The 11,829-nt window shown below is 59.4% G+C and carries 12 protein-coding genes; 4 read left to right on the forward strand and 8 right to left on the reverse strand.

What is annotated here, in order from left to right; all coding sequences use genetic code 11:
• Nucleotides 1-37: 37 nt before the first annotated feature.
• The 6 genes from V0R60_RS21055 to V0R60_RS21080 form a co-directional block, all read right to left on the reverse strand.
• A complete protein-coding gene (locus V0R60_RS21055; RefSeq protein WP_330080637.1) occupies nucleotides 38-2,131 on the reverse strand; it encodes a TonB-dependent siderophore receptor in 2,094 nt (697 codons plus the stop codon).
• A 156-nt stretch (nucleotides 2,132-2,287) separates the two neighbouring features.
• Nucleotides 2,288-3,043, reverse strand: a complete 756-nt coding sequence (locus V0R60_RS21060; RefSeq protein ID WP_203542657.1) for an ABC transporter permease — start codon at nucleotides 3,041-3,043, stop codon at nucleotides 2,288-2,290.
• Nucleotides 3,043-4,242: an ABC transporter substrate-binding protein gene (locus tag V0R60_RS21065; RefSeq protein ID WP_136477049.1), complete on the reverse strand. Its 1,200-nt coding sequence runs from the start codon at nucleotides 4,240-4,242 to the stop codon at nucleotides 3,043-3,045. The genes V0R60_RS21060 and V0R60_RS21065 overlap by 1 nt, the downstream gene beginning before the upstream one ends.
• Nucleotides 4,208-5,056: an ABC transporter ATP-binding protein gene (locus V0R60_RS21070; RefSeq protein WP_330080638.1), complete on the reverse strand. Its 849-nt coding sequence runs from the start codon at nucleotides 5,054-5,056 to the stop codon at nucleotides 4,208-4,210. The genes V0R60_RS21065 and V0R60_RS21070 overlap by 35 nt, the downstream gene beginning before the upstream one ends.
• Nucleotides 5,053-6,114 (reverse strand): acyl-CoA dehydrogenase family protein, encoded by a 1,062-nt coding sequence (locus V0R60_RS21075; protein WP_330080639.1) that lies wholly within the window; start codon nucleotides 6,112-6,114, stop codon nucleotides 5,053-5,055. Before V0R60_RS21075 ends, V0R60_RS21070 begins: the two co-directional genes overlap by 4 nt.
• A 52-nt stretch (nucleotides 6,115-6,166) precedes the next feature.
• The gene (locus V0R60_RS21080; RefSeq protein ID WP_136477052.1) at nucleotides 6,167-6,724 is read right to left on the reverse strand and encodes a carboxymuconolactone decarboxylase family protein; all 558 of its coding nucleotides are present in this window, start codon (nucleotides 6,722-6,724) and stop codon (nucleotides 6,167-6,169) included.
• A gap of 105 nt (nucleotides 6,725-6,829) precedes the next feature.
• On the opposite strand from V0R60_RS21080, the gene V0R60_RS21085 reads away from it, so the two are divergent.
• A complete protein-coding gene (locus V0R60_RS21085; RefSeq protein WP_136477053.1) occupies nucleotides 6,830-7,741 on the forward strand; it encodes an AraC family transcriptional regulator in 912 nt (303 codons plus the stop codon).
• Nucleotides 7,742-7,871: 130 nt separating this feature from the next.
• Here the strand turns inward: V0R60_RS21085 and V0R60_RS21090 are convergent, their stop codons facing one another.
• Both V0R60_RS21090 and V0R60_RS21095 read right to left on the reverse strand, forming a co-directional pair.
• The gene (locus V0R60_RS21090) at nucleotides 7,872-8,225 is read right to left on the reverse strand and encodes a DUF1428 domain-containing protein (protein WP_136477054.1); all 354 of its coding nucleotides are present in this window, start codon (nucleotides 8,223-8,225) and stop codon (nucleotides 7,872-7,874) included.
• Between the two features lie 172 nt (nucleotides 8,226-8,397).
• A complete protein-coding gene (locus tag V0R60_RS21095) occupies nucleotides 8,398-9,288 on the reverse strand; it encodes a LysR substrate-binding domain-containing protein (RefSeq protein ID WP_136477055.1) in 891 nt (296 codons plus the stop codon).
• Nucleotides 9,289-9,391: 103 nt separating this feature from the next.
• Here V0R60_RS21095 and V0R60_RS21100 point away from each other — a divergent pair, with 103 nt between their 5' ends.
• From V0R60_RS21100 to V0R60_RS21110, 3 genes are all read left to right on the forward strand, one after another.
• Nucleotides 9,392-10,363, forward strand: coding sequence for a DMT family transporter (locus V0R60_RS21100; protein ID WP_330080640.1), 972 nt, complete (start codon nucleotides 9,392-9,394; stop codon nucleotides 10,361-10,363).
• Nucleotides 10,364-10,462: 99 nt separating this feature from the next.
• Nucleotides 10,463-11,215, forward strand: a complete 753-nt coding sequence (locus tag V0R60_RS21105) for a carbonic anhydrase (protein ID WP_330080641.1) — start codon at nucleotides 10,463-10,465, stop codon at nucleotides 11,213-11,215.
• Nucleotides 11,216-11,292: 77 nt separating this feature from the next.
• The gene (locus V0R60_RS21110; RefSeq protein ID WP_330080642.1) at nucleotides 11,293-11,772 is read left to right on the forward strand and encodes a VOC family protein; all 480 of its coding nucleotides are present in this window, start codon (nucleotides 11,293-11,295) and stop codon (nucleotides 11,770-11,772) included.
• Nucleotides 11,773-11,829 lie beyond the last annotated feature (57 nt).

An 11,829-nucleotide genomic window follows, 5' to 3' on the forward strand; every position in this document is an offset into this window, starting at 1 on the left:
CTTTGGCAAAATGTTCAAGCGCCCGACTATAGCCCCCTCAAAGCGCCAGGCTCAAGCTGACCATCAAATTGCGCGGTTCTCCAGGCAAGTTCCAGACTGCGTTGTATCCACGCTCGTAGTATTTGCGGTCGAACACATTGTTCAGGTTCAGGCCCACGGTAGCGCTTTCGTTGACCTTGTAATGTGCCAGCAGATCGAGAGTGCTGTAGCTTGGCAAGCGAAAGCTGCTACCTGCCTGACCGGAACGGTCTCCTACGTAGTTGGCCGCAGCACCCACATCGGAGCCCTGCAACAGGCCGTCCTGAAACGCATACACCGCCATCAGGCTACCGCTGTGCCGGGGGATACCCAGCAGGTCGCTACCCTTCGGCAAGTTGGCATCGCCTTTGGTGACCTCGGCATCGATGTAGGCGTAAGCACCGATCAGTCGCACGGCATCACTGAGCTGTCCACTGAACTGTACGTCAACGCCCTGGCTGCGCGCCTTGCCGGCAGCGATGCTGTCGCCAAAGGCGTCGGTGGTGATGACGTTTTCCTTATCGATCTGGAACAGTGCCAGGGTTGCGCCCAAGCGGCTGTCGAACAAGTCCAGTTTGAGCCCGGTTTCATAACCCAGTCCCTTCTCCGGTTTGTACACCTGCCCCTGGGTGCCAATACCGTTGGGCTTGAACGAAGTCGAGGCATTGGCAAACACACCGACCTCAGGCGTGAGTTGATACAGCAACCCTACGCGCGGCGTGGCGACGTCTTTTTCCTGGGTATTGCTCACGCGACTGCTACGGTTTTGCGCCGTCTGTTCGATGTGTTCCAGACGCACTCCAACTAGGCCGCGCAAGCGGTCGGTGAAGGTGATCTGATCTTGCAGGTTGAGCGCGTAGCTCTGCGTGCTCTCGAAGAAGTCATTGGCTCGGGTCAGAGGTGGCTTGGGTTTGCCATACACCGGGTTATAGATGTCCAGCCCATACGCCAGTGACGTGGCGCTCTGCGGATACTTCTGGCTGTTGCGGTAGTTTTCGTACTCAAGGCCAATCAGGCTCTGGTGCTGCCACCCGGCAAAATCGAACTGGCCATGCAGTTCCGCCTGGGTGATGGAGTCATTCCATTCAAAATCACGCTCTCGATAGAAGCGGCTCAGCGTAGTACCCACCAGCCGCTGAGGCTCGGAACTGTTGCCCTTGAGTCGACCCTGCGTGTAATGATTGGCCAGACGCAACTTCCAACTGTCGTTGAGGTAGTGCTCCAACGTCAGGTCCAATGTCTGGTTGTCGTTGCGGATGCGCCCATCGTTGGGTTCGCCAAAGAAGGCCGAGCGACTGACAGCGCCAAGCGCGTTGTTGACTGCCGGAACACCACGGTCGAACACCGACTCGGTGCGCGAAAATTCACTGTCGATCGACAGCAGCGTGTCCGGGCTCAACTGCCAGCTCAGCGACGGGCTGACGATGCGTCGTTCACTGCCAACGTAATCACGAAAACTGCCGTTGTCCTCCACCGCCAGATTAACCCGCGATAACACGCGGCCGTCGTCGCTCAATGGCGTATTCACATCCAGGCTGCTGCGGTATCGGTCCCAACTTCCGGCGCTGGCCTTGAAGTGAGTGAACGCATCGGCCTGGGGGCGCTTGGTGACAATGTTCACCAGGCCACCCGGGTCGCCACGGCCGTACAAACTGGCCGCCGGCCCCTTGAGCACTTCGATGCGTTCGATATTGGAGGTGTCCGGGGCGCTGTAGCTGCCACGGTTAACCGCAAAGCCGTTCTTGTACAGCTCGCTGGTGGTAAAGCCACGCACGCTGTAATTGAGGAAGGTCAGCCCACCAAAGTTGTTTTGTCGGCTCACCCCACCGGCAAAATCCAGTGCGCGGTCGATACGGGTGGTGTTGAGGTCTTCAAGCACCTGGCTCGGTACCACGGCAATACTTTGGGGAGTGTCGCGAATATCGGTATCGGTTCTGGTTGCCGTACTCGAGCGGTTGGCGCGATAGCCCTGTACGGGACCATTGGCGGACTCTTGGAATTGACGCTCACTCACCGTCAAGGTGTCGAGCAAAACAGGCTCGGCCGCAGCAGCTGGCAGCGCGAGCAACGAGGCAGACAGGCCGAGCGGCAGCCTTCCTGGGAAGTAGTTCATGGGAGCTCCTTATGAATTATGTAATAACATAACAACTAAAGCAGCCATTGGAAATCGAATAATCGAACCAAACGCGGGGCAAGCCCGCCTCTGACGCGCCGAACCGATGCGCCCAAGGTGAACTTGCCCCGCTACCCATCACACATTGCCTACCGCTCAGGCATGGACCCAGCGCCGGTGCAAGCCGCGGGCCAAGGCATCAAGCATGAACCCCAGCACCCCGATAAGCAGCACCATGGCCATCAACTCCGAGTACGCCAGGCGATCCCGGGTATCGAGAATGAAGTAGCCCAGGCCGGCACTCACCCCGAGCATTTCGCATGGCACCAGCACGATCCACAGAATACCGATCGCCAGGCGCACCCCGGTAAGCACATGGCCAATAACGCCCGGGATAATCACCTTACACAACGTCTCCCAGCGGGTGGCACTGAGGCTACGGCTCAGTTGCAGCCAGCGCGGATCGAGTTGGCGCACACCGGCGGCAGTATTGAGCAGAATCGGCCATAACGCAGCAAAGGCCAGGAGGAAGTAGATCGGCTGATCGCCCACCCCCATCAACATCACCACCACAGGCATCCACGACAGCGGCGAGATCATGCGCAGGAACTGGAACGCGGGCGTAGTGGCCGACTCAAGGTGGCGATAACTGCCCACCAACAAACCCAGCGGCACACCGATCAGCAACGCCAACGCCAAGCCCACCAGAATACGCTTGAGGCTGACCCACACATGCTCGTAGACCTCGCCCTGCCCCAGCAGCTCCACCAGGCTGGTGAGTGTGGCCTGGGGCGAGAACCGCGCCGACAGGCCATCGACTTCGCCAAACAGGTGCACACCCAACCACCACAGCAGTAATAACCCGAGCAAACCGCCCGCACCCAGCGCACCATGCAATAGATGCTTACCCATCAGATCGCGAACTCCTCGTTACGCTCGAAGCTGTCCGGTAAACCGAAAGCCTTCAGTCCACCGACCGCCTCGATGCTGTTGCGCACGAAGCGGTCATCCACCAGGTCGCGGGCAGTCTGCTGCGGATCAAGACCGGCGAGAAAGCCCTTGTCACCTTCAATCAAAGTGTTTTGCAAGCGTCGCACCAATTCCTCGGTATAACTGGGGAAGGGATAGGGCTGGAAGTCGATGCGTTTTTCGTCCCACTGCGCATGTTCAATTGCACCACTGGCGATATAGCGGGCCCGCGCTTCGGCAGACGGTGCCAACACCTGGCTGAGCACCTGCGGCGTGTGTGGGGTATAGCGGTTGGGACCCGCCTTGGACAACAGCGCCGCTGCTTCGGCGCGATGATCCCGCGTCCACAGCTGGGCTTTGACAATGGCGTTGACGACCTTCTGCGACCACTCCGGGCGGTTGTTGAGGTCATGCTCGTGCATGAACACAACGCAACAGGCGTGATTGCGCCAGATGTCACCGGTAAAGCGCTGCACCCGACCCACCTTTAGGTCTTCGGCCAGGGCGTTGAAGGGCTCGGCGACGATGTAGCCGGCAATACGCTTGCTGGCCAATGCCGGCGGCATATCCGACGGCGGCAGCACCACCAGGTTCACCTCGTTGGCCGCAAGCTCGGCGCTGGTCGGTTTCGACACCGGGGTCAGGCCGTGATCACGGAACAGCTGCTGCACCACAACGTTGTGAATCGAATACCAGAACGGAATCGCTACGGTTTGCCCGCCGAGTTGCTTGACCTCGGTAATATTCGGGGCCACGGTCAGACCCGAGCCACCGACATGGTTCCAGGCCACCACCTTGGCCGGCACCTTACTGCCATAGCGCGCCCATACGGTCATCGGCGACAGCAGGTGAATCACGTTGACCTGACCAGAAATGAACGCCTCGATCACCTGTGCCCAACTGCGCAACAGCACCGGCCGCTCGGCCTTGATGCCCTCGGCCTCGAACAGGCCGTTGTTGTGCGCCACCAGCAAAGGGGTGGCATCGGTGATGGGCAAGTAGCCGATACGCACTGGCGCATCCGGATCGCTGGCCGCCCGTGCCTGCAGGCTGCTCAGCAGCGGCATGGCACCGCCAGCAGTCAGCAAGGCGCTGAGTTTGATGAAGTCACGACGAGTGTGGGTGAAGTCGTCCAGGCACATGGGCAGTCTCCGACGGCAGCGGCAAAGGTTCAGGAGTAGGTTCAGGTGTGCGGCTGGCCCGCCGAAGGGTTTTGAGGATGTCGATACGCAACGCGCCCAGTTCCTCGACCCGCTGCTCGCGAGGTTGCGGCAGGTCGATGTGCCATTGGCCGAGGGTGCGCGCCGGGTGGTTGCCCAGTAGCAGCACGCGATCGGACAGCAGCAAGGCTTCGTCGATATCGTGGGTAATCAGGATCGCCGCAGTATTGTGCTGGGCGATCAGTTGCAGCAGCAGTTGTTGCATGTCGGCGCGCGTCACTTCATCAAGGGCGCCGAAAGGTTCATCGAGCAGCAGCACCTGCGGTTGTCGCGCCAGGCAACGGGCCAGCGCGGTGCGCTGGGCCATGCCCCCGGAAAGCTGCGCCGGATACTGTTCGCGGGCATGCTGCAAACCCACTGCTTCAATGGCGTGATCGATCCGCTTGCGCCGCTCGCTGGCAGTAATCTTCGCTTGGCGGGCGAAATCCAGGCCGAAGGCGACATTCTTTTCCAGGCTCAGCCAAGGCAACAGGCTGGGGTCCTGGAAGGCCACAGCCAAGCGTGGGTGCGGCCCTTGCAGCGGCTCACCCAGCAGGCTGACGCTGCCACTGCGTGCCTGCTGCAGCCCAGCCAGCACCCGCAGCAGGCTCGACTTACCCACACCACTGGGGCCGAGAAGGGTGATCACCTCACCCGGTGCCAGTTGCAGGTCGAAGTCCTCCAGCACACTTTGCCAGCCTTGCTCACGCGGGTAACCAAGACTGATTGCGTGGGCTTCGAGCAATACTTGGGTCATACAGCCGACGCCTGGCGCTGCAGTTCGGCTCGCAATTGCACAAGGCTCGGGGTAACGATCGGCACGAATGCCGACTCACGCCAACGCCGCGCAAAACCTGCGCCATACGCCCTCAAGTAAGCCTTGCCACCGCTGGCCTGCAGCTCAAGCTGCACGGCAGCGGCGGCAGTTTCAGCCAAGGTGATGCGCACGTTGAACAAGGCCGCGGGCTGGGCCAGGAAGCGACCATCGAGCAAGCCATTCTTCAACTCGGCAACAGTGCTCTCCAGGCGCTCCTGCAACCCACTCAAGGTCTCGCCGAGAAGCGAACGCGTGCCCTGCAGATGCGCTTCGACTTCGTTTAACGAACGGCGTGCCAGGCCGACGGCCATGCCACATTGCAGGCCCAGGAACGAAGGACGAACCGCCGGTAGAAATTGCCTGGCATTCTCATGCAGCAGCCAGTCGCTGCTGACGGCTACCTGTTCGAAGTTCAAGGCCGCGGTATTGCTCGATTGCAGCCCCATCAACTGCAGATCATCCGAGCGCGAAAGCCCAGCTGCGCTGTCGGGGATGGCCAGCACGAAGGGTGGAGCGCTCTCTTGTTCAATCGCCGCAGCCACTACAAAGCCACCTTTGCGCAGGTTGGTCACCCAATGCAAGCGACCCTCAAGGGTCCAGCCCTGCTCATCGGCAAGCCCCCTGACCTGTAATGCTTCAATACCGGATAGATACTTCATGGCGTTGGACAGTCCGGTAGCGCCCGCCAGTTCGCCGCTGAGCAGGCCTGGCAGCAGACGCTCGCGCAAGGTGCTGTTGGGACTGTGCAACAGGTATTCGATGAAGGCGCGCTGGCCCCAGAACACAAAGGCTGCAGCCAGTGAATGGCTAGCCACATTGGCGACGGCTTCCACCGCGTCGGCCACCGAGCCAGCGCTGCCGCCCTGGGCTGGATCAATGCCAACACGCAACACCTGTGCTGCCGCCAGTTGCCCCAGCACTTCCTGCGGATCGCAGTGCCCCAGATCGAGGGCTTCGGCCTGTGCATCCAGCCACGTGACCAATGCAGGATCGAGCATGTCGTTTACTCCTTTAAAAAAAGCGCCAGCCTGCGCCGGCGCCCAGGGATCGTTATGCCGAAGGCTGCCAGCGGTACTTGCTCAGCTCATCATTGAGCGGCGTCTGGGCAAACACATTAGCAAAGTTGCACAGGGTGGCGAGGCTCACGCCGAGAATCACCTCCAGAGCGTGGCCTTCACCATAACCAGCGTCGCGAAAAGCGCTGTACGCGGCATCACTCACATTGCCGCGGGTAGCGATAACTTCACGGGTGAACGCGGCCAGGGCTTCGAGTTTTTCCTGCGGCAGTTCGCCACGGGCGCGCAGGGCGTCGACCACCTCTTGCGGCAGTTTGGCCTTGTTCAGGGCGACAGCCGTATGGCCGGCCACGCAGAAGTCGCAACCGTGATTGGTGGCCGCCACCAGTTGCACCACTTCGCGCTCGGCCAGATTCAGTTCAGCCTTGCCGTTGAGGGCAGAAACGGTAACGTAGGTTTCCAGCGCGGCCGGGGCATTGGCCAATACGCCCAGCAGGTTGGGAATGAAGCCGGAATTTTTCTGGGCATTTTCTAGAAAAGGGCGAGCAGCTTCAGGGGCGCTTTGCAGCGTGTGTAGAGTAACGCGCGACATGGTGTGGTCTCCTGCATACTAGGGTGTCGCACAAGTCTGTTGGTTATAAGAAATACCTTCCATATTCTAGAGTCGCTATTACTTGCTCCTGAGTCTTTCCATTAGATGATTTCATCCAGCCCTGTTGTCGATTGGTTATTAGAAAGCCTTGAGCTAGACGCCAGCCTGTTCCATGTCGGGCGCTACTGCGGTGGTTGGCACGCCAGCACCCACGGTTTGGCACGGGCCAGCTTTCACCTCGTGGTGCAAGGACATTGCTGGCTGCATATCGCCAGTCAGCCCCAGGCCTTGGCCCTTGAGGCCGGTGATGCCGTGTTCCTGCTGCGCGACCTTGAATACCGGCTTTCTGGCACTGGCGACTGCGAACTGGCACTGCAGCAACCGCGCATGGCCATGCTGCCGCTGGACAGCGGGGCCAACGACGGCGTGGGATTGGTGTGCGGATTCTTTCACTTTCAGCCTGGGCTCTCGTCGCTGATCATCGACGGCCTGCCCGACTGGATTATCCTGCGTGCCGGGGACCCGGCGTTGAGCGCCGCAACCGCTCTGTTCGAGCTGATCCTCGCTGAATGCCAGCGCCAGCCCGCGCCCTCCTCGGCCTTACTCGAACGCCTGAGTCATTTGCTGTTTCTCTATGTGCTGCGCCAGCAAGTCCAAGCTGATCTGCCAATGGCCGGTCTGGTAACCCTGGCGCGCCACCCGCAGTTCGCTGCGCTGGTAGAGCAACTGATCGCACACCCGGAGCAGCCCTGGCCGCTGGAAAGCATGGCAGCCTGCACCGGCCTGTCGCGCTCGGCCTTCTTCAAACGTTTCAGCGAACTGGCCGGGCAATCGCCTGGACAAGTGTTGCTGGCGCTGCGCATGCGCCATGCCTGCCAATTGCTCAAGGCTCACAACACAGTCGAACAGGTATGCGCTAGCGTGGGCTATCAATCTATTGCGGCTTTTACCCGCGCCTTTGGCAAGGCCATGGGTGTACAGCCGGGCGCTTACCGGCGTCAGCATGAGGGGCGCTGAAACAATCACCGCTCTGTAGTCGAACTCAGGCCAATTTAGGCACCAGAGTCCGTACTGGAAAGTTCTGGTTGCTGTAGATGTTTACCCTCATTCTGCTGTTCCCCACCGTCAGTGCCTTGCACCGGCATTGCTACACATCCACCAAAATGTTGAAGCCACCAAAGATCATCCGCTGCCCATCAAACGGCATCGGGTTCTTGTCCGGCTGCAGGCGTGGGTCTTCCATCATTTTCTTCATCCCGGCATCACGCACCTGTCGAGACGGCCATAGAATCCAGGAAAACACCACGGTTTCATCTGGTTTGCATTTGACCGCCATCGGAAACGAAGTCAGTTTGCCGTCAGGTACATCATCCCCCCAGCACTCAATAACGCGCTGGGCGCCGCACTCCTTGAACACCACCGCCGCTTCCTCGGCATGCTGCTTGAATTGCTCCCGATTGGCAGTAGGTACGGCGATCACAAAACCATCGACATAAGACATAGCGTGTTCTCCTGTGCAGGGATTGAAGCGATCCGTTCGATCTATGCAGTAGTCGATTCACAGCGCACTGTTTCGACACAGCCAGACGGACACCGACAAGCGGTACGGCATTCTTTGCATTCCTAGTAAAAGAAGCGCCAGCACCTAGCCCTGACCGCACCGACCTTTGCACTCAATCACTACGCCCAGATAAAAAGTTGACTAACTGACGACCGTGACTGCTGAGCGACGCCCATCCCCGAATGCACAAGCGCAGTTCAAGGGTGGCCCACCCCTCTTCGAGTAATACCATGCGTACCGGCAGCTCCTGCTCCATGCGCAGCGCAATGGCCTGCGGCAGCATGGCAATACCAGCCCGTTGGGCAACCAATTGGGCGATGGCTTCGAAGCTCGGCGCACGCACGCGAATATGCAGGGGCATGGCTTCCTTGATGGCCCGCTCTTCGACAAAGCGCTGCATGGCCCGCTCGGCCGGCATGCCGATGAAGGGATAGCCCAGGGCGTCGCGCAAGCGGGTCTGCTCGCGCTCGGCCAGAGGGTGCTCATGAGGCACCAGCATCACCAAGCGTTCATTGCAAAAGGGCAATGACATCACCCCATCGCTGATGACACTGCCATCAAACACACCTATCTCGCATTCACCAGAAAGCACCGCACGCATCACGTCCGCGCTTCTGAATTCGCTCAACTGCAAGTCAACCTCGGGATAGTCGGCAAGAAACTTTCCCAGCACCGCAGGTAACAGACTGCTGGTGGTCACGGTGGTTGCGGCCAGCCGCAAAGTGATACGGCGCTGTCCGGCAAGTTCCTTGAGTGTGTCTTGCAGCTTTTGCGCTTCGGCCAGCACGCTGCCGGCTGCTTCCAGCACCAGGCGGCCGGCCGGGGTGAGCTGCATGCCGTCGGCCTTGCGGGTGAACAGGATGACGCCACAGCGCGCTTCCAGCAGGCGCAGTCGCGTGCTGGCGGCTGAGACGGCAACCGGGATGCTGGCGGCGGCCTTGCTCAAGCTGCCGGAAGTGGAAATGGCCGTGAGCAGGCGCAAATCAGCAAGATCAAAATGCACAAGGTTTCTCTTTTGGCGAAGGCCACGTTCGTAGAAATGCGATTCTGCGCCAACGGCGTTCACTTTAGAATAACCCCAATGAACCTTCTTTATCAGGCCGCCAATGAATCGTTTGCGTGGATTGTTCCAGCGTTGTGTCCAGAACGGCAGCCTGTTTGCGGTGTTGTCGGCATTGGGCTTCAGCCTCAAGGCGATTTTCGTCAAGCTGTCCTACGCTGACAGCCAGGTGGATGCAATTACCCTGCTGGCCATGCGCATGGGGCTTTCATTGCCGCTTTTTGCCTGGCTGGTATGGGCCAGCCGCGGCCCAAGCAACGCGCCGCTGGGTCTCGGTGATGGTGTGCGGGTGATGCTCTTGGGGCTGTTCGGCTATTACCTGGCGAGCTTGTTCGACTTCTATGGTCTGCAGTACATCAGCGCCGGCCTCGAGCGGCTGATTCTGTTCATTTACCCGACCCTGGTATTGATCTTTCAAGCCATTGCCCTGCGAGAGCGCCCTACCCTGCGCACGCTGGCGGCGATGGGTTTGTGCTATTTGGGCCTGGGCATCGCCTTCGTGCATGACGTCAGCGTTGCCGGCCTGGGTGGTCAGGTGATGCTAGGCGCGGCGTGGGTGTTTGCGAGTGCGGTGACCTATGCGCTGTATTACTCGGGCACCGGCATCATGCTCAAGCGCATGAGTTCCATGCGCCTGGCCGGATTGGCTGGCGGCGCTTCGGCGGTGATGGTTCTGGTGCATTACCTGTTGGTTGCCGATTTCAGCGTGCTCTGGCAATTGCCGGGTTCGGTGTGGGTGTATGCCGCCTTGATGGCCCTGGTCTCCACCGTGTTGCCTATCTATTGGGTGGCGCTGGCGATCCAGCGCATGGGCGCTACGCATACTGCTGCCGTCGGAAACCTGGGGCCGGTGTTGACGGTGTTTGCGTCCTGGGCAGTGCTGAGCGAAGAGGTTTCGATCTATCAAATTATCGGCCTGGCCCTGGTGCTGGTTGGCGTCTCCCGCTTGAAGCCGCGCCAGGCAACAACCAAGGCGCGGACAAATGGGCCATCCGCCACGGTTGCGCAAAAAACATAAGGGATCAGGTCAACTAAACTTCAGGGTTCTGGCGCCGAAAATTACGCCAGTTTGCCAACAGTAGTTACATCCACTGAGTTGACCTGAGTACACACCATCATGTGTAAATCATGTGATTCAACTTCCTCTTCAAACTCAACTGATCGTCGTCGTTTTCTTCGTATTGCCGGACTTGGAGCAGGCGCCCTGCTGCTCGCCGGCACCCTGCCAGGCAAACTTGCCACGGCAGCCGAGAAAACCTCTACGCCTCCAAAACCTCAAAACGCAATCGACCCCGAGCAGGCGTTGCAGCGATTGATAGCTGGTAATGAGCGGTATGTGAGCGGGAATTCGCAAACCCATGATTTCAAGGATGAGCGCGAAGCGTTGGTATCTGGCCAGAACCCGTTTGTCGCGGTGCTTAGTTGCTCCGACTCACGGATCGCTCCCGAGTATGCGTTCGACACCGCACGCGGCGATCTTTTCGCCATACGTGTAGCAGGCAACTTCGTCACCGCAGAAGGACTGGCCAGCCTTGAATACGCCGTCGCCGTACTCGGCGCCCCGCTGATCCTGGTGCTGGGTCACGAAAGCTGTGGCGCCATCGAGGCAGGGATCAAAGCGATTAAAGATCAAACCGTGTTCCCCGGGCACATTCCGAAACTGACTGAGGCGCTCAAACCCTCAATCGAAAAGGTGCTCAAGCAACCCGGCCATCTGATGGAAAATGCCATCGCGCAAAACGTCAAAGACTCGGTCCAGAGTCTCAACAATGCCACGCCACTGCTTACTGAGGCACTTGGAAAAGGAAAGTTGAAGATAGTCGGTGGCGTCTATCGTTTGAGCACCGGAAAAGTCGAAATGATCGCTTGATCGCAAACCGGGCAAGGAAGCCCGGCCAACGCATAGGGCTACACTGATTGTCCCAGTCCCGGTTTCGGAGACCTACGATGACCAGCAAAAATACAATATGCCTGTGGTTCGACGGCACGGCGTTGGACGCTGCGCAATTTTACGCCCAGACCTTCCCCGACAGCGCCGTGGTCGCCGTAAACCACGCCCCAGGCGATTACCCTTCGGGTAAGACCGGTGATGTGTTGACCGTAGAGTTCACGGTAATGGGCATTCCCTGCCTGGGCCTGAATGGAGGCCCCACATTCAAACACAGCGAAGCGTTCTCCTTCCAAGTAGCGACCGACGACCAGGCCGAAACCGATCGCTTCTGGAATGCGATTGTCAGCAATGGCGGCGAGGAAAGTGTCTGTGGTTGGTGCAGGGACAAGTGGGGTATTTCATGGCAGATCACACCGCGAATTCTGACCCAGGCAATCACTCATACCGATCGGGCAGCGGCCAAGCGCGCATTCGAGGCGATGATGGAAATGGGCAAGATAGATGTTGCGCGGATTGAAGCAGCACTCAAGGGCTGAACAGCATTGCACTAGACGGTGAGCAAGGTGAGTCCTTTCACGCTCGCCGTTTTTTCT

The sequence above is a fragment of the Pseudomonas auratipiscis genome, assembly GCF_036324085.1.
In the GTDB taxonomy this organism is placed as follows: domain Bacteria; phylum Pseudomonadota; class Gammaproteobacteria; order Pseudomonadales; family Pseudomonadaceae; genus Aquipseudomonas; species Aquipseudomonas auratipiscis.